Here is a 17,426-nt window from a genome sequence, read left to right on the forward strand (position 1 = left end):
CTCCTTGCAATGTGCGGGCGCCTCAGCGCCGATGGTGCGGACCGTGCAGTGGCGCGGCCCCTAGCGTGTTGTTCCGGCGATCTTCGGCAGTGCGCCACCGGCGGCGGCGTTGCGATCGGGTCGGAAGTTGGAGAAGTCGACGCCTGGGATGTTCTTGACCAGGTCGAGCTCGTCTTCGATCTGCGCGGCCTCCCACTCCTCCGGACCGACGAGCGGCAGGCGCACGCGCGGGCTGGAGATGCGGCCGAGACCGTGCAGGATGTACTTGGCCGCGACCGTTCCGGGAACGTGGGTCATCACGGCGCGCACGAGCGGCTCGAGCTGCTGGTGCGCGGCGGTGGCGGTCTTCAGGTCGCCGGCGTTGACCGCATCCACGATCTGCCGGTACGGCCGGGGGGCGATGTTGGCCGTGACTCCGATGAGGCCGCTCGCGCCGATGGCGAGGTGCGGCAGCACGTTGGCGTCGTCGCCGGAGAAATAGAGCAGATCGGTCTGGTTGAGCACGCGGCTGACCTCGCTGAAGTCGCCCTTCGCATCCTTGATCGCCAGCACGTTCGGGTGCTTCGCGATCCGGAGGATGGTCTCGTACTTGATCGGGACTCCGGTGCGGCCCGGGATGTCGTACAGGATGACCGGAAGATCGGTCGAGTCGGCGATCATCCGGAAATGAGTCAGGATGCCCGCCTGTGTCGGCTTGTTGTAATACGGCGTGACGATCATCACGCCGTCGGCGCCGGCCTTCTCGCTCTGCTGATAGAGCTGGATGGCGTGCGCGGTCTCGTTCGAGCCACCGCCGGTGATGATCTTGGCGCGGCCCGCCGCCACGTCTTTGCCCACCTCGACCAGACGGAGCTTCTCCTGGTCGGTGAGCGTCGAGGTCTCCCCCGTGGTGCCGGTGACGACGATGCCGTCGGCGCCGGCCGAGATGACGTCGTCGATGTGCTTCTCGACTCCGGCCCAATCCACTTCGCCATCGGCGGTGAACGGGGTGACCAGGGCGACCAGCACCTGACCGAACGGATTCGCGGAGTTCGACATGGCTCCAGGCTATCGGGTCGCCGTCCCGCGCCGCTCTCCGTAATCTTCGGTCACACTCCCGAACGCCCGGTCGCCCGCGCGTAGTCTCGCCCCATCATGAACGGCTTCGCGGCGCTGGCGGTGCTGCTCGGCTTGGTCGCAGCGGCGACCGGAGCCGGGCTCGTCTGGCGTTCCCGCACGGGTCGTGTTCGCACCTCAAGATCGAACGAACGCATCACGGCTCACGAGGTGGGCGCTGCCTCGTTCGGTACGAACGCCACGCTTCTCCAGTTCTCCACCGAGTTCTGTGCGCCGTGCCGCGCCACCGCGCGGGTCCTCGCCGAGATCGAGGGCGAGCGCGCCGGGGTCGCGCACCGAGAGATAGACCTGACCCATCGGCCTGACCTGGCCAACCGCTTCGGCATCCTGCAGACCCCGACCACGCTCATCCTCGACGGGGCGGGGACCGTTCGCGCACGAATCGGCGGCGCCGCGCGCGTCGACGATGTGCGCTCCACCCTCGACGACCTCCTCAGGAGCCCGCATGTCCGCACCAACTGACTCAGCCGGCATCGATCCCCGGTCGCCGCGCTTCGGCGCCGGTATCACGGCCGTGCTCCTGCTCATCGACGTGTTCCTCGGCCTCGTGGGCGCCACGACCGCCGCCTTCGTCTTGCTGCTGGTAATCGCGCTGCTCTTTGCGTGGGGTGCCTTCGCGGGCATCCAGCGGCATCCGTACGGTCTGCTGTTCCGCAAGGTCATCCGCCCACGACTGGCACCGCCGACCGAACGCGAAGACCCCGCACCGCCGACGTTCGCTCAAGGTGTCGGGCTCTTCGTGACCGCGGTCGGGCTCGTGCTGCACCTCGCCGGTGTTCCGTTCGTGCTTCCGATCGCGGCGTCCCTGGCCTTCGTCGCGGCCTTCCTCAACTCGGTGTTCGGGTACTGCCTCGGCTGCCAGATCTATCTGCTCCTTGTGCGCGCACGTGTCATCCGGCGACGCGGCGCGACGGCCGCCTGACGGCTGGTCGACGACCGCCTCATGCTCGCGGAGGGCCTTCCCGGGAATCCTCCGAGCGCCACGGCCGGTGTCGTGGCACGCCAGTAGGCTGAAGAAACTGTCGCCGAAATCGTCGGCGGCATGTGATTCGGAGGTCTCCATGGCAGTAACGAGCAAAGCGACAACAGTCTGGAACGGCGACCTCAAATCGGGGTCGGGCACCGTTACCCTCGACTCATCGCACGCCGCTGAGCTTCCGGTGTCGTGGAAGGCACGGTCTGAGGGCTCCACGTCGATCACAACCCCCGAGGAACTGCTCGGCGCAGCGCACGCGGCCTGCTTCTCGATGGCCCTCTCGAACATCCTCGCCGGTTTCGGCACCCCGCCCGACAGCGTGCAGACGACCGCTGCCGTGACGTTCGACCCTGCCCAGGGGATCACCGGCAGCCACCTGTCGGTCGACGCCACCGTTCCCGGCCTCTCCGGAGAAGACTTCCAGCGTCTGGCCGACGAGGCGAAGTCGACCTGCCCCGTGTCGCGAGCCCTCGTGGGCATCCCGATCACCATCGAAGCGCGCCTGGCCTGAGTCATGCGAGTGCTCATCGGCGGAGCCTCCGGCATGATCGGCAGCGAGCTGACCGCTCAGCTGGAGGCCGCCGGGCACGAGGTCCTGAAACTCGTCAGACGACAGCCCCGCGCTGCCGGTGAGTACCACTGGGCGCCCGCCGCCCGCATGATCGACTTCACGTTGATGGACCGGGCCGATGCTGTGGTCAACCTCTCCGGCGCCACCCTCAGCAGACTGCCGTGGACGAAGTCGTATCAGCGGCAGATCCTGTCGTCGCGGCTCGATGCCACGCACACGCTGACGGACGCGATGCGGATGGCCGCGCATCCCCCGACCGTTTTCGTCAGCGGATCGGCGGTCGGGTTCTACGGGGACAGGCCAGGCCAGAAGCTCACAGAGTCCTCCATCAAGGGTTCCGGATTCCTGTCCGACCTCGTCGAGTCCTGGGAGACGGCCGCGCACCTCGCCCCCGAGAAGACGAGAGTCGCCACCGTGCGAAGCGGACTCGTGGTCGGCCGTGGCGGAGCGATGAAGCCGCTGCTCCCCTCGCGAAGCTCGGACTTCTCGGCCCGATCGGCGGCGGAGGCCAGCACTGGCCCTGGGTGAGCCTGCGCGACGAGGCCGCTGCCATCGTCCATCTGCTCACCGCGTCCAAGGTGTCCGGGCCCGTGAACATCGCGGGACCCACTCCGGCGACGGCGGATGCCGTGCTGCGTGCGCTGGCGAAAGCCGTGCACCGGCCGTACGGCATCCCGGTGCCCGAGAAGGTCATCGAGCTGGCCCTGGGCGATGCCGGCCACGAGCTGCTGCTGTCAAGCCAGAAGGTCGTTCCGCAGAAACTGCTCGACGACGGGTTCGTCTTCACTGACACAACGGTTCAGGATGCGATGACCTGGCTGGTCGGCGCGCACGCGAGCTGATCGCCCGGTCGCAGCGCCGCCGCCAGGGCTGACTCACACCTTCGCGTGCTGCTCAGCGCGGTAGAGCCGGATCGATTCGCGGAGCGCCGAGCGTGCGCGCCGACGGTCTCCGGATGCGTCGTAGGCCAGCCCTAGCCGGAACCACGCCCGCCAGCTGGCCGGCGCATCCTCGACCTCGGCCTTGTATTTCGGAAAGTCCTCGTCGGCCGCATCCCGGAGCGGTCTACCGCTCGCCCGATGCGGCAACTCCTCGACCGGGAGGGCGCCTTCGGCGTCGAGGATCTTGACGAGCTTCTCGGTGCGCGCACCGAACAGCAACTCGCGGCCGATCGCCCACGCCGCGATGAGCGGCAGCACGAGCAGAGCGACTCCCATGATGACCGCGACCAGGATGCCGGTCGCCATCAGCATCGCGGCGCGCTCGAACACGAGCACGAGGTACACGGCGAGGATGACCGCCATCACGATGGCGGCGATGCGGTTTCTCACGCGTTCTCTCGAACCGTCGGCCGGGGCGGTTCGCCGTTCGGTTCGGCGATCCCGAGGTCGACGAGCTTGTCGAGACCGACAGTGACCCCGGTTTCGGATGCTGCGGCCCGGAGCGCGAGCAGGATACCGGCCTCGTACGACTGCGAGCCGACGGTGTCGTGACGGATGGTGAGCGTCTCTCCCGCCCCGCCGAAGACGACCTGCTGCTGGGCGACAACGCCGCGCATCCGCATGCTGTGGATCGGCACGCTCGCCACCTGCTGGCCGCGCGCTCGCTGGTCGGTGTGCGGGGCGTCGACCGGCCCGCGATCGGCACGCGCCGCACCGATGAGCTCGGCGGTGCGCACCGCGGTCCCCGACGGAGAATCGACCTTGCCCTCGCCGTGCGCCTCGATGATCTCGATGGAGTCGAAGAAGCGCGCCGCGACCGTTGCGAAGGCCGTGCCGAGTGCCGAGCCGAGCGAGAAGTTGGGGATGACGACAGCACCGCTGCCCTCGTGAGCGGCCACGCGACGCTCGAGGTCCAGGATGCGGTCGGCCGACCATCCTGAGGTCCCGACGAGCACCTTCATCCCGTTGTCGACGGCGAATGCCACGATGTCGGGGCTGACGGCCGGGAGCGTCATGTCGACGAGCACGTCGGCGCCGAGCATGTCCTCGAGCGGCGAGCGCGAGCCGAGACGGGCGACGAGTTCGAGGTCGTCGGCCGCTTCGATGAGCCGTACGGCAACGGATCCCAGCTTTCCGGTCGCACCAGCGACGGCAACACGAATACTCACCCACCCAATCTACCTGCAGCGTCTGCACGAAACCCGTGCCGCGCTTCCGGTGCTGTGCGGGGCCCCAAGTACGCTGGGCAGATGGTGTCATTTGCCGACGTTTCAGTCACGGATGCGACAGCCCACCGCATGCTGTCGGAGTACTTCGCCGAGCGCGCAGCCAGCTTTCCGGCCAGCCAGGGCGCGTATCGCACGAACTTCCCCGACCCGTCGCAGTTCGTGCCGCCGACTGGTGTGTTCCTGCTCGCGTACGACGACGATGGCCCGGCCGTCGGGTGCGGCGGAGTGCGCGAGCTCAAGGTGCCTCTCTCAGACACCGAGCCGGAGATCCCGGTCGTCCGCTACGAGGTGAAGCACCTGTGGGTGACGCCGACCAGTCGTGGGCTCGGATTGGGCCGCACCATCCTCAAAGAACTCGAGCATCGCGCCCGCGGATTCGGCGCCACCGAGGTCGTCCTCGACACGAACGCCAGCCTGGAAGCGGCAGGCGGGCTGTACCGCAGCCACGGCTATGAGGACATCCAGCCTTACAACGACAACCCGAACGCCACCAACTGGTTCCGTAAGAAGTTCTAGACCGGCTGCAGTTCCGGGAGACCGGTTCGCAGCTCTACCGGGAGATGCCCGAGGTCGTTATGGACGACCAGCACGGGAGGCTTCGCCGACCGCACCCGGATGATCGTGAGTCCGCAGTTGGCCTGGTTCAGTCCCAGCCAGCGCCACTCCGGGGCGTCGAAGACGTGCCGCACGAACCAGCCGATCACGAAATTGTGGGTGATCAGGAGGTCGTGGCGATCGCCGCGAGCGGGCGTCAGGAACTCGTTGACCGCATCCCCCATCTGCGCGCGTCCGGCCTCGATCTCGGCGGCGGTGACGGCGCCGAAGAACGACTCGAACGCCTTCGGCATGTCGGGCGTCGGACCAGAGGGGATGCAGTCGAACAGTAGACTCGACGGTTCGGGCGTGAGGGCGGGCATCCGCTCGGCCATGATCGCCGCGGTCTCGGCGGCTCGGTTGAGCGGCGAGTGATACATGCTGGTGAACGGGATCCCGCCCAGACGCTCCGCGATCAGCTGAGCCTGCCGCTTGCCCCGCGGTGAGAGGGGGCCGTCGGGGAGGCCGTGCTCAGCGTCCTGCTGTTCTCCGTGGCGGACGAGGTAGAGATAGTGGGGCACCGTTGGGGCCTTTCGCGTGAAGTCTGGAACGGGGAAGGTCAGGAGGCGAGGCCGGCGAACATGTCGTCGGTCACGTTTCCGACCGCGGAGACGGAGAACTGCCGGCCTGCGAGGTCGGCGGCCAGTGCCTGGACGTCGTCGACAGTGACGAGGTGCAGGCGACGGAGGCTCTCGTCGAGGTCCGAGAACTCCCCAGGCTGATCTCTGCTCGACCGAGCCGAGACATCCTGGTGTCGGAGTCTTCGAGCGCGAGGGCGGCTCCGCCTGAGAGCTGACCGACGGCTCGGCGCAGCTCATCTTGCGTCACGCCGCCCTCGGCGAGGCGATGCAGCTCGGCGAGCATGAGCTCGCCGACCTGGGTGGCCTTGGCGGGCGCGCATCCTGCGTAGAGGCCGAAGACCCCGGCATCGGAGTACGCGCCCGAGAAGGAGTAGACGGAGTAAGCCAAACCGCGCTTCTCGCGGATCTCCTGGAAGAGGCGGCTCGACATCCCGCCGCCCAGAACGGAGTTGAGCACACTCATCGTCACGCGGCGCTCATCGGTGGCGACGAGGCCAGGGACTCCGATCAGGAGGTTCACCTGCTCGGTCGGCCGCTCCACGGTCACGACCGGAACGGCGCGTTCGATCGTCGCCGGCTGCGTCGAACGACGAGCGACCGGGGATGCCTCGACCGACAGGTCCCACCCGGCGCCGCGGAGCGCCTTCTCGACGTCTGCGACCAGGATGTCGTGGTCGACCGCTCCGGCGGCGGTGATCACCAGGTCTTGCGGTCTGTAGTTGGCGCGGTAGTGCTCCCAGACCGCATCCCGTTTCGCCTCGCGAATGGTCTGCGGGCTGCCGCCGATCGGGCGCCCGAGGGGATGCGCGCCGAGCACGGCCTCGAAGAAGCGCTCGTTCGCGACGTCGGCCGGGTCGTCCTCGGCCATGCCCAGCTCCTCGAGGATCACTCCGCGTTCGTTCTCGAACTCAACCGGATCGAGCAGTGATGAGGTGAGCATGTCGGCGATGACCTGGACCGCCATCGGCAGATCCCTGTCCTGAACCTTGGCGTAGTAGCAGGTGTACTCCTTGGCCGTCATCGCGTTGTGCTCACCGCCGACGGAGTCGAACGAGATCGCGATGTCGAGGGCGGTACGCGTCGGCGTCCCCTTGAAGAGGAGGTGCTCGAGAAAGTGCGTGGAACCGAAGCTGGCGGGGATCGCGGGATGCTCTGCCGACGCGGGCAACGCATCCGTCTCGTCCCGCGAACCCACGGCCACCCAGTAGCCGAGAGTGGCACTACGCGAGCCCGGAACGTGCTCGCTGAGGATGCGTACTCCGCTCGGGAGTACCGTGCGGCGAACCAGCGCCTCGCCGGATGCGGCGAAAGAAAGGTCGGCCAGGCCAAGGGGAAGGTCGACTGCGCTGTTCATCCCCTCCACCCTACGCCAGAGGCTATGGATTGCTTGTGAGGGAAATGGGGACAAACAGACTGGTCTGTCTACCTATATACTGGTTCACACGAAGGTCCTCAGGCGAACCCCAAACGCCTGAAGCCCGACCGCAGGAAGACGGACCCGACCGTCGACCCAGAGTAAGGAGTTGTGCCGGATGGTCGTTAGTGCCCGGGCGACCATCCGGCCGCCCGCCCCTCGAAAATCAAGATCCTCGCCACGGCAGACGAGCTCTTCTATCTAGAAGGGATCCACACCGTCGGCGTCGACCGGATCATCGCGGGCGCCCGCGTGACCAAGGCCACCTTCTACAAGCACTACCGGTCGAAGGACCTCCTGATCATCGCCTACGTCGAAGGACGCGACAAGCAGATCCGCGACTGGTTCGACGAGCAGGAGAAGACCACCCGCGACCCGCGTGCCATCGCACGCGCCCTGGTGGACCAGATCAACGTCGAAGCGATCCGCCCGGGCTTCCGTGGCGACCCGTTCATCAACGCCGCCGCCCAATTCGCCGACGAGAACCACCCTGTGCGGGTGGCCGTCACCGCGCACCGCGACTGGTACGCGCACCGCATCGAGGATCTGTTCCGTCAGATCGGGCACCCGCATCCTGGCGATGCCGCCGATGACCTCATCCTGGCGCGCGACGGCGCGCTCGCCGGCGGTTATGTGGGCGACCCGGTGGCTGCAGGAGCGGCGCTGCACCGGTCGCTGGAGCGCATCCTCGCCGAGGCGTAGCGGTCGGTAACTCCGGAGATTCCGCGCGACGCGCCGGTGATCTGTCCGTAATTACGGACGTTCGCGACCGGATCCGGCAAAGTTCCTGAATTGCGGGGAGTTATGGGAGACCCCGAAGGCTGCGGGAGAGCCGCGGGCTACTCGGAGACGCGGTCGAGCTCGAGCATCTGGGCTCGGGTGAGCCGGATGCCCGCGGAGACCATCAGCGCATCCACCTGTTCGGGGCGGCTGGCGCTCGCCACCGGCGCGACGACGTTGCGCTTGGCGAGGAGCCAGGCGATCGCGACGCTTGCCGGGGTCGACTCGTGTTCAGCGGCGACGCGGTCGAGAGCAGCGAGCACGCGCTGGCCGCGACGGTTGACGTATGCGGCCGCGCGGATGCTGCGCGCGTCGGCGTTGAGGTCGTCTTTCGACCGGTACTTGCCGGTGAGGAATCCGTTCGCCAGTGCGTAGTACGGCATAACCGCGAGACCCTGAGCGCTCGCCACGATGCGCAGGGCGCTCTCGAACTCGCTGCGGTGCATCAGGTTGTACTGCGTCTGCACGGCTACGAACTTGGGGAGACCGGTCGACGACAGGATGCGCGCCTCGATGAGGCGGTCCGCGCTGAAGTTCGATGCGGCGAGGTAGCGCACCTTGCCGGACTCGATCAGCCATTCGACGGTCGCGAGGCTGTCTTCGAGCGGAACCTCGGGGTCGTCGTCGTGGAAGTAGAGCAGGTCGATGTGGTCGGTCTGCAGGCGCTCGAGCGATGCTTCGACGGCGCGCACGATGCTGACCGAGCCGAGCCCGGGGTTCTCGTGGTGCCGGCCGACCTTGGTGGCGACGACCATGGAGCTGCGGTTGCCGCGCTCGCGCATCCACTTGCCGATCAGAACCTCACTGCGACCGCCGACATAGCTGTCGGCTGTGTCGATGAAGTTGCCGCCGAGGTGCGAGAAGCGGTCGAGGATGCGGAGGGAGGTGTCGCCGTCGGCCGTCCAGCCGAACACGCTGGCGCCGAGCGACAGCGGGTACACCGCGAGGTCGCTCTCGCCGATGCGGCGCGGAGCGATGATCGAGAGCGGACCGGTGCGCTCGAGTTCGGGGTCGATGGTCGGCATCGCCGCGGTCTCGACGCCGATCGACTCGCCGAGGATCTCGTCGGGGGTGTTCTCGACACCGTCGAGAGCATCCTGAGCAGCGAGCGCGGCAGCGGCAGCGGAGCGCCGGTTGGCGACGTCACGCAGGCGGAGAGGTAGCAGTTGCGGCATATGCCTCTCCCCCTACTCCTGAGCCGATCGAATCGATTCGAGGACCCCAGTTCCCCGATTCCTACTTGCAGAGTACGGCATACATCCGACGCCCCCGGCCGTTGAGGGTGAACTGTTGCAAAATGGATGGTCACAGTTTCATCACGTATTCACCCGGCGATAAGTTCAGCCGATCCGGTCCGCTCGCCGAAGCACCGCGCGAGCGTGAGCGATCACCGGACCGTCGACCATCCGGCCGCGAAACCTGAACACACCGCCGGTCGTTTCGGCGGCAGCGAGTAGCTCCCTGGCCTCCGCGAGATCGGAATCGCTCGGGCGGTAGGCCGCTCGCACCGTCTCGACCTGACCGGGGTGGATGCAGGCGGTCGCCGCGAATCCAGACGCCACCGCATCCTGAGCCTCGTCGGCCAGCCCGGCGAGATCGTCGATGTCGAGATGAACTGTGTCGATGGCCGCCACACCCTCTGCCCCCGCGGCGAGGAGCACTGCCGAGCGCGCGTGGCGGGCGAGGTCTCGATAGCTTCCGTCGGGCCGTCGACTGGAGGTTCCGCCGAGCGAGGCCACGAGATCCTCCGCACCCCACATCAGGGCGATCACGCCGGGCGCCGCGGCGAGCGTCGGTGCGGCCAGCACGCCGGTAGCCGTCTCGCAGAGCGCGATCGTGGAGTAGTCGCCGAGTGCGCGCAGGTCGTCGAGCCCCTCCGCCTTGGGCAGCATGACCGCTCGGTACGGCGTCGCGGCGAGGGCGGCGAGGTCGGCAGCATGGTCGTCGGTTCCGCCGGGGTTGACCCGCACGATCACCCGGGAGAGGTCCAGGGATGACGCGACCAGCGCATCACGAGCCGCCGGACGGTTCGCGGGGTCGACGGCGTCTTCGAGATCGAGGATGACCGCATCCGCCCGCTCCAGCGCCTTGGCGTAGCGGTCGGGGCGATCGGCGGGGCAGAACAGGAGGGCCGGCCCCCAGGGGAACTCGCTCATTCGGCGTCGGCCCCGGGATGCGCATCCTGACACCACACCATGACCTGACGGACCGCCGTCGCGACCACGGCCCCGTCCTGATTGCGCCCGGTGTGCTCGAGCGTGACAACCCCCTGGCCGGGACGCGAGGCCGAGAGCCGCTTGGCCGTCACCACGGTCTCGGAGTACAGGGTGTCGCCGTGGTAGAGCGGGTGCGGGAACGCGACCGCGCTGAAGCCGAGATTGGCGACGATCGTGCCCTGGGTGAGCTGGGTGACGGATGCGCCGACGATGGTCGCCAGCGTGAACATCGAGTTCACGAGACGCTCGCCGAACGGCTGCTGCGCCGACCAGGCGGCGTCGAGGTGGAGCGCCTGCGTGTTCATCGTCATCGTCGTGAAGAGCACGTTGTCGGCCTCGGTGACCGTCCGCCCCGGACGGTGCAGGTATCGGGTGTCCAGCTCGAACTCCTCGTAATAGAGTCCGCGCTGCTCGATGTCTTTCACGCGGTCTCCCCATCGAGGTCGACGGTGAGTGGGGCACCGGTCGCGGCGATCACGTCGTCGACGGTGGCTCCGGGCGCGACTTCGCGCAGCACGAGAGTGCTCGTGCCGTCGTCGCCGCGCACCACATCGATGACGGCGAGGTCGGTGATGATGCGGTCGACGCATCCTGTGCCCGTCAGAGGCAGCGAGCACTCGCGCAGGATCTTGGGGCGTCCCTCCCGGTCGACGTGCTCCATCATCACGATGAGACGTTTGGCGCCGAAGACGAGGTCCATCGCCCCGCCCATGCCCTTGACCATCTTGCCCGGGATCATCCAGTTGGCGAGATCGCCGCGTTCGGACACCTCCATCGCGCCGAGCACTGCCAGGTCGACGTGGCCACCGCGCACCATCCCGAACGAGAGGGACGAGTCGAAGAACGCGGCACCGCGGTTGACCGTCACCGTCTCTTTGCCCGCGTTGATGAGGTCGGGGTCGACGGCGGGGTCGTCGGGGTACGGACCGACGCCGAGGATGCCGTTCTCGGAGTGCAGGATGACCTCGATGCCGACAGGGATGTAGTTCGGGATGAGGGTGGGCATCCCGATGCCGAGATTGACGTACTGCCCGTTCTCCAGCTCACGGGCGACCCGGGCTGCGAGCTCGTTGCGGGTGAGAGTCATCGGACGCTCCCTTCCGGTGCGGTCGAATCGGCGAGTCGGACGGTTCGACGCTCGATCCGCTTCTCGACATCCGGCGTGTGGACCACCCGCTGGACGAAGATGCCCGGGGTGTGCACCTGCTCGGGGTCGAGGTCGCCCGGTTCGACGAGCTCCTCGACCTCGGCGATGGTGATCCGCCCCGCCATGGCCGCGAGCGGGTTGAAGTTCATCGCGGCGGCGTGGAAGACGAGGTTGCCGTAGCGGTCGCCCTTGGCCGCGTGCACCAGCGCGAAGTCCGGGGTCACCGACCGTTCGAGCACGTAATCGGCGCCGTCGAAGGTGCGCACCTCCTTGGGCTCCGAGGCCCGCGCGATCGATCCGTCGGGTGCGTAGAGACGCGGAAGACCGCCCTCGGCGATCTGGGTCCCTACACCGGCCGGGGTGTAGAACGCCGGGATGCCCGCCCCACCTGCACGTAGCTTCTCGGCGAGCGTGCCCTGAGGAGTGAGCTCGACCTCCAGCTCGCCCGAGAGGAACTGACGGGCGAACTCCTTGTTCTCCCCACATACGAGCTGATCATCTTTCGGATGCGTCGATCGCCGAGCAGGATCCCGAGCCCCCAGTCGTCGACGCCGCAGTTGTTGCTGACGACCTCGAGGCCTTCGGTGCCCTGCTCGTGCAGCGCCTGGATGAGTGCGCTCGGGATGCCGCACAGCCCGAATCCGCCGACCGCCAGTGAGGCGCCGTCGGGGATGTCCGCGATCGCCTCCCGTGCGCTCGCCACGACCTTGTCGATCATCCCGTACCCCTTCGTCCGGTGTTCAGATTGGTCAGCTGCTCAGATTCGTCACGTGTTCAGGGCGCTGGTCAGGCCTCGAAGCCGAGAGCGCGCGAGATGATCATGAGCTGCACCTCGGAGGTGCCCTCGCCGATCTCGAGGATCTTCGAGTCACGATAGTGGCGGGCGACCGGGTTCTCGTTGAGGAAGCCGTATCCGCCGAAGATCTGGGTGGCGTCGCGCGCGTTGTCCATCGCCGCCTCGCTGCCGACGAGCTTTGCGATGGAGGCCTCGAGCTTGAACGGCTTGCCGGCCATCAGCTTGAAGCAGGCGTCGTAGTACGCGAGGCGCGCAGCGTGGACGCGGGCTTGCATCCGGGCGATCTTGAACGCGATGTACTGGTTGGAGCCGATGGAGCGGCCGAACACGTTGCGCTCCTTGGCGTAGCGCATCGCCTCCTCGAGGCAGCCCTGAGCTGCGCCCGTGCAGAGTGCGGCGAAGGCCACGCGGCCCTCGTCGAGGGTCTGCAGGAAGTTCGCGTACCCGCGACCGCGCTCGCCGAGCAGGTTCGCCTCGGGAACGCGCACGTCGGTGAGGGTGAGCGGATGCGTGTCCGACGTGTGCCAGCCGACCTTGTCATACGCGGGCTCCTGCACGAACCCCGGCGTGGGAACAGGGACGAGGATCGCCGACAGCTCCTTCTTGATGGAGCCGTCGGCGCGCCGCTCCTCCCCCGTCACCGCGGTGATCGTGACGAGCTTCGTGATCTCGCTCCCGGAGTTCGTGATGAACTGCTTCGTGCCGTTGATCACCCACTGACCGTCGCGGAGCACCGCCGTGGTCTTCGTGCCGGCGGCATCCGATCCGGCTTCGGCCTCGGTGAGCCCGAACCCGGCGAGCGCCTTGCCGCTCGTGAGCATCGGCATCCACTCCTCGCGCTGAGCGTCGGTGCCGTTGCGGAACACGGGCATGATGCCGAGCCCGACGCCGGCCTCGAGGGTGACCCCGATGCTCTGGTCGACCCGGCCCAGCTGCTCGACCGCGAGACACAGCGAGAGGTAGTCCTTGCCCTGGCCGCCGTGCTCGACCGGGAACGGCAGGCCGAACAGACCCATGTTCCCCATCTCGGCGATGATCTCGTACGGCAGGCTGCGGCGCGTGTCGTAGTCGTATGCGGCCGGCGCGACGACGGTGTCGGCGAAGTCGCGCACCTGGTCGCGTAGGCGCTTGTGCTCGTCGGTGAGCTCGAAACCGGCGACGTCGGCGTTCGCGGTCTCGCTGCGGGTCATCTGCATGGTCATGGTCTGCCTCTCTCTAGGCCAGGGGCGATCGTGTCGCGCCGGCTGTGGGTTGGCCCGCTGTCGTGGGCGGGACGTTCTCGTGGTCTTTGCCGTTCTCGTGGTCGTTGTCGGACGATGCTTCGGGATGCGCTTCGGCTTCGGGATGCGCATCCACCGTCGCGACGAGCTGGTCGAGCTTCACGAGGTCTCCGGGCGCGACGCGCACCTGCACGCGTCCGGAGATCGGAGCGACCAGGCGGTGCTCCATCTTCATGGCCTCGACCGTGAGCACCGTGTCCCCCGCCTCGACCACGTCGCCGCTGCTGACGGCGACCGTCACGACGGTTCCCGGCATGGGCGAGCGCAGCTCGGGATCTGCCTCACCGGCGACGCGGGTCAGGCTTGCGAGGTCGCGGGCAACCCGAGTGGCGCGGTCGATGATCCGCACCTCCTGCGCGGCTCCCTCTTCGGCCAGCCACACGGCGTCGGCTGAGCGCGCGAACGAGAATTGACGCGTCACGCCGTCGATCGTGAGGAGCGCGATCGAGGGCTCCCCGGATGCAGTGGGCGGAGTGACGGACACGCCTGCCAGGAACGCTGGGGCGTCGCCGACGGTCACCCGCGCAGTGCCGGTGGCGAGCGCATCCTGATCGCCCTCGATGCGGACCACGGCAGAGTCGAGGTCGTAAGCCACGGGGCGATTCGCACCCAGACGCCAGCCGGTGGGAGCGCTCCAGAGGCTTCCTGCCGCAGGCAGCGTCTGCTGCAGACGCTCGCGGTGCATGAGCAGTGCAGCGGCGGCCAGCACGGCCGCGGGCAACTCTGTCGGCGCGAGGTCGGAGAAGCGACGATCGATGAGGGTCGTGTCCAGGCGTCCCGCCCGTACGTCTTCGTCGGCGAGCAGCTCGCGCAGCCAGCTCACATTGGTCACAGCGCCGAGGATCGCGGTGTCGGCGAGCGCTGCGTCGAGCCGGGCCAGAGCGCTCTCGCGGTTCTCGCCCCAGGCGATCACCTTCGACAGCATGGGGTCGTACTCGGTGACGATGGGGTTGCCAGGCTTGAGACCGCTGTCGACCCGCACCCCTTGTCCGACGGGTTCGTGCAGGGCGACGACAGTGCCGTCCGTCGGCAGGAACCCCCGCTCGGGGTTCTCGGCATAGACGCGGGCCTCGATGGCGTGCCCGGTGAGGCGAACATCCTGTTGCCCGAAGCTGAGGGGTTCGCCCGCCGCGATGCGCAGCTGCCATTCGACGAGGTCGAGTCCGGTGACCAACTCGGTCACAGGATGCTCGACCTGCAGCCGCGTGTTCATCTCCATGAAGAAGAACTCCCCCGGCGCCGCGTCGGAGACGAGGAACTCGACGGTTCCCGCGCCCACATAGTCGACACTGGCCGCGACGGCGCACGCCGCCTCACCGATGCGCGCCCTGGTTTCCTCATCGAGGAGGGGCGACGGCGCCTCCTCGATGACCTTCTGGTGTCGGCGCTGCAGAGAGCACTCGCGCTCGCCGAGGTGCACGACGTTCCCGTGCCGGTCGGCCAGCACCTGCACCTCGATGTGGCGCGGAGTGTCCACCAGCCGCTCGAGGAAGAGGGTGTCGTCGCCGAAGGCCGCCGCCGCCACCCGCCGGGCGGTTCGCAGAGCCTCCGGAAGATCGGCGGCGTCGCGAACGGCCTGCATGCCCTTGCCTCCGCCGCCGGCTGACGGTTTGACGAGCACCGGGTACCCGACCTGCTCGGCTGCGTCTACGAGTGCTTCGTCGGTGAGGTCCGGTTCGGCGATGCCCGGGATCGTCGGAACGCCGTGCGCCTCGACCTCGCGCTTCGCCGCGATCTTGTCGCCCATAACGTCGAGCGCATGCACGCCCGGCCCGATGAAGACGATGCCCGCCTTCTCGCAGGCCTTCGCGAACTCGGCGTTCTCAGAGAGGAACCCGTACCCCGGATGCACGGCCTCCGCACCCGTGGAGTGTGCCGCCTCGAGGATTGCGGCGATGTCGAGATAGCTCTGCCGGGCGGCGGCCGGGCCGATGCGGACCGCGACATCCGCGAGCGCGACGTGCGGCGCATCCCGATCGGCATCGCTGTAAACGGCGACCGAACGGATGCCGAGGCTACGAAGCGTACGGATGACGCGACAGGCGATCTCGCCGCGGTTGGCGACGAGCACAGTACGGAACGGGGCAGTCACGGTCGTCACATCCTGAACAGGCCGAAGGCCGTGGGAGGAGGGATGTGCGTGAGCACACCTCGAGGGCGAGACCGAGCACCGTGCGGGTGTCGGCGGGGTCGATCACGCCGTCGTCCCAGAGGCGAGCGGTCGAGTAGTAAGGGCTTCCCTGGCGTTCGTACTGGTCCGCGATCGGGGCTTTGAAGGCCGCCTCGTCGTCGGCTGACCATTCCTCCCCACGACCCTCGAGCTGCTCGCGCTTGACGGTGGCAAGCACGGAGGAGGCCTGCGGGCCGCCCATGACGGAGATACGTGCAGCGGGCCACATCCAGAGGAAGCGCGGCGAGTACGCGCGACCGCACATGGAGTAGTTGCCGGCGCCGAAGGATCCGCCGATCACCACTGTGAGCTTCGGGACCCGCGCGGTCGCGACTGCGGTGACCATCTTGGCGCCGTTCTTGGCGATACCGCCTGCTTCGTAGTCACGGCCGACCATGAACCCGGAGATGTTCTGGAGAAAGAGCAGCGGGACTCCGCGCTGGTCGCACAGCTCGATGAAGTGCGCGCCCTTCAACGCCGACTCGCTGAACAGCACGCCGTTGTTGGCGACAATCCCGACCGGATGCCCGTGGATGTGAGCGAACCCGGTTACGAGAGTCGTTCCGTAGTCCTTCTTGAACTCGTGGAACTCGCTTCCGTCGACCACCCGCGCGATGACCTCGCGCACGTCGTACGGCGCCTGCACATCGGTGGGGACCACTCCGTAGAGCTCAGCAGGATCGGCGAGCGGTTCGCGCGGCTCGATCACATCCCAGGCGGCCGGAGCCGGATCGGGAAGCGTCGCCACTATGTCGCGCACGATCTGGAGTGCGTGTCGGTCGTTCTCGGCCAGATGATCGACGACTCCGGATGTGCGTGCGTGCAGGTCTCCGCCGCCCAGCTCCTCCGCGGTAACGACCTCGCCGATGGCGGCCTTCACCAGCGGCGGGCCGCCGAGGAAGATCGTGCCCTGATTGCGCACGATGACCGTCTCGTCGCTCATCGCGGGCACGTAGGCGCCGCCAGCCGTGCACGAGCCGAGGACGGCAGCGATCTGCAGGATCTTGGCCGCCGAGAGCTGAGCCTGGTTGTAGAAGATGCGGCCGAAGTGGTCACGGTCGGGGAAGACCTCGTCCTGCATCGGCAGGAAGGCGCCGCCGGAGTCCACGAGGTAGATGCACGGCAGGTTGTTCTCGAGCGCGATCTCCTGGGCCCGCAGGTGCTTCTTCACAGTCATTGGGTAGTACGTGCCGCCCTTGACCGTGGCGTCGTTCGAGATGACGAGCACCTGGCGGCCGTTCACGAGCCCGATCCCCGCGATGACCCCGGCGGCGGGGCTCTCGTCGTCGTACATCCCCGTTGCGGCGAGCGGCGCGATCTCGAGGAAAGGGCTCCCTCGTCGAGGAGCACGTCGATCCGCTCGCGCGGCAACAGTTTGCCGCGCGCGACATGACGCTCGCGGGAGCGTTCCGGGCCGCCCGCTGCCGCGACGGCCAGGCGGTCGCGCAGGTCGGCGACGAGCGCGCGTTGCGCTTGCTCGTTCGCCTCGAACCGAGGATCTGCGGCGCTCGTGGCGCTGATCAGCGTTGGCATCGGGTCGTCTCCGTCGACGGTTGCGATTGGGCCTTCAGTTAGTGGCTACTAACTCATTTTTAGGTTAGTGTTCATTAACTCA

The 17,426-nt window shown here is 67.8% G+C and carries 17 protein-coding genes and 3 pseudogenes; 7 read left to right on the forward strand and 13 right to left on the reverse strand.

Translation table 11 applies throughout. The annotated features are described in order from the left end of the window. Positions 1–60: 60 nt before the first annotated feature. Complete coding sequence (gene dapA, locus ACQ86A_RS13830; protein ID WP_431277570.1) at positions 61–1,038, reverse strand: 4-hydroxy-tetrahydrodipicolinate synthase; 978 nt, start codon at positions 1,036–1,038, stop codon at positions 61–63. Between the two features lie 96 nt (positions 1,039–1,134). Between dapA and ACQ86A_RS13835 the strand changes: the two genes are divergently transcribed. From ACQ86A_RS13835 to ACQ86A_RS13855, 5 genes are all read left to right on the forward strand, one after another. After that, positions 1,135–1,578: a TlpA family protein disulfide reductase gene (locus ACQ86A_RS13835; protein ID WP_431277571.1), complete on the forward strand. Its 444-nt coding sequence runs from the start codon at positions 1,135–1,137 to the stop codon at positions 1,576–1,578. Beyond that, the gene (locus ACQ86A_RS13840; RefSeq protein WP_431277572.1) at positions 1,562–2,038 is read left to right on the forward strand and encodes a DUF4395 domain-containing protein; all 477 of its coding nucleotides are present in this window, start codon (positions 1,562–1,564) and stop codon (positions 2,036–2,038) included. Before ACQ86A_RS13835 ends, ACQ86A_RS13840 begins: the two co-directional genes overlap by 17 nt. A gap of 139 nt (positions 2,039–2,177) precedes the next feature. After that, positions 2,178–2,603: an OsmC family protein gene (locus tag ACQ86A_RS13845; RefSeq protein WP_431277573.1), complete on the forward strand. Its 426-nt coding sequence runs from the start codon at positions 2,178–2,180 to the stop codon at positions 2,601–2,603. Positions 2,604–2,606: 3 nt separating this feature from the next. Next, complete coding sequence (locus ACQ86A_RS13850; RefSeq protein WP_431277574.1) at positions 2,607–3,191, forward strand: NAD-dependent epimerase/dehydratase family protein; 585 nt, start codon at positions 2,607–2,609, stop codon at positions 3,189–3,191. After that, on the forward strand, positions 3,188–3,505 hold the full coding sequence (locus ACQ86A_RS13855; protein ID WP_431277575.1) for a DUF1731 domain-containing protein: 318 nt from the start codon (positions 3,188–3,190) through the stop codon (positions 3,503–3,505). Before ACQ86A_RS13850 ends, ACQ86A_RS13855 begins: the two co-directional genes overlap by 4 nt. A 33-nt stretch (positions 3,506–3,538) precedes the next feature. Here the strand turns inward: ACQ86A_RS13855 and ACQ86A_RS13860 are convergent, their stop codons facing one another. Together ACQ86A_RS13860 and dapB are read right to left on the reverse strand one after the other, a co-directional pair. Continuing rightward, positions 3,539–3,994: a hypothetical protein gene (locus ACQ86A_RS13860; protein ID WP_431277576.1), complete on the reverse strand. Its 456-nt coding sequence runs from the start codon at positions 3,992–3,994 to the stop codon at positions 3,539–3,541. Beyond that, positions 3,991–4,773, reverse strand: a complete 783-nt coding sequence (gene dapB, locus ACQ86A_RS13865; RefSeq protein ID WP_431277577.1) for a 4-hydroxy-tetrahydrodipicolinate reductase — start codon at positions 4,771–4,773, stop codon at positions 3,991–3,993. The genes ACQ86A_RS13860 and dapB overlap by 4 nt, the downstream gene beginning before the upstream one ends. Positions 4,774–4,854: 81 nt before the next feature. Between dapB and ACQ86A_RS13870 the strand changes: the two genes are divergently transcribed. Further along, complete coding sequence (locus ACQ86A_RS13870; protein ID WP_431277578.1) at positions 4,855–5,349, forward strand: GNAT family N-acetyltransferase; 495 nt, start codon at positions 4,855–4,857, stop codon at positions 5,347–5,349. On the opposite strand, the gene ACQ86A_RS13875 is transcribed toward ACQ86A_RS13870, so the two are convergent. Further along, positions 5,346–5,948 carry a histidine phosphatase family protein gene (locus tag ACQ86A_RS13875; RefSeq protein WP_431277579.1) on the reverse strand — a complete coding sequence of 201 codons (603 nt, stop codon included), beginning with the start codon at positions 5,946–5,948 and terminating at the stop codon, positions 5,346–5,348. The genes ACQ86A_RS13870 and ACQ86A_RS13875 overlap by 4 nt on opposite strands. A 38-nt stretch (positions 5,949–5,986) precedes the next feature. Further along, positions 5,987–7,362: pseudogene (locus tag ACQ86A_RS13880) on the reverse strand (M16 family metallopeptidase). Positions 7,363–7,674: 312 nt separating this feature from the next. Here ACQ86A_RS13880 and ACQ86A_RS13885 point away from each other — a divergent pair. Further along, positions 7,675–8,124, forward strand: a complete 450-nt coding sequence (locus ACQ86A_RS13885) for a TetR/AcrR family transcriptional regulator (RefSeq protein ID WP_431277580.1) — start codon at positions 7,675–7,677, stop codon at positions 8,122–8,124. A gap of 137 nt (positions 8,125–8,261) precedes the next feature. Here the strand turns inward: ACQ86A_RS13885 and ACQ86A_RS13890 are convergent, their stop codons facing one another. From ACQ86A_RS13890 to ACQ86A_RS13925, 8 genes and pseudogenes are all read right to left on the reverse strand, one after another. Further along, positions 8,262–9,377 (reverse strand): aldo/keto reductase, encoded by a 1,116-nt coding sequence (locus tag ACQ86A_RS13890; RefSeq protein WP_431277581.1) that lies wholly within the window; start codon positions 9,375–9,377, stop codon positions 8,262–8,264. A 165-nt stretch (positions 9,378–9,542) separates the two neighbouring features. After that, entirely contained in the window at positions 9,543–10,358 is an 816-nt protein-coding gene (locus ACQ86A_RS13895) for an HpcH/HpaI aldolase/citrate lyase family protein (RefSeq protein ID WP_431277582.1), read from the reverse strand. Then, a complete protein-coding gene (locus tag ACQ86A_RS13900; protein ID WP_431277583.1) occupies positions 10,355–10,843 on the reverse strand; it encodes a MaoC family dehydratase in 489 nt (162 codons plus the stop codon). Before ACQ86A_RS13900 ends, ACQ86A_RS13895 begins: the two co-directional genes overlap by 4 nt. Next, the gene (locus ACQ86A_RS13905; RefSeq protein WP_431277584.1) at positions 10,840–11,505 is read right to left on the reverse strand and encodes a 3-oxoacid CoA-transferase subunit B; all 666 of its coding nucleotides are present in this window, start codon (positions 11,503–11,505) and stop codon (positions 10,840–10,842) included. Before ACQ86A_RS13905 ends, ACQ86A_RS13900 begins: the two co-directional genes overlap by 4 nt. Beyond that, positions 11,502–12,283 (reverse strand): annotated as a pseudogene (locus ACQ86A_RS13910) (CoA transferase subunit A). Before ACQ86A_RS13910 ends, ACQ86A_RS13905 begins: the two are co-directional and overlap by 4 nt. 68 nt (positions 12,284–12,351) lie before the next feature. Next, complete coding sequence (locus ACQ86A_RS13915; RefSeq protein ID WP_431277585.1) at positions 12,352–13,563, reverse strand: acyl-CoA dehydrogenase family protein; 1,212 nt, start codon at positions 13,561–13,563, stop codon at positions 12,352–12,354. Positions 13,564–13,576: 13 nt separating this feature from the next. Further along, the gene (locus ACQ86A_RS13920; protein WP_431277586.1) at positions 13,577–15,733 is read right to left on the reverse strand and encodes an acetyl-CoA carboxylase biotin carboxylase subunit; all 2,157 of its coding nucleotides are present in this window, start codon (positions 15,731–15,733) and stop codon (positions 13,577–13,579) included. A gap of 5 nt (positions 15,734–15,738) precedes the next feature. Then, a pseudogene (locus ACQ86A_RS13925) lies at positions 15,739–17,344 on the reverse strand (carboxyl transferase domain-containing protein). Positions 17,345–17,426 lie beyond the last annotated feature (82 nt).

The sequence above is a fragment of the Leifsonia poae genome (assembly GCF_050632195.1).
Classification (GTDB): domain Bacteria; phylum Actinomycetota; class Actinomycetes; order Actinomycetales; family Microbacteriaceae; genus Leifsonia; species Leifsonia poae_C.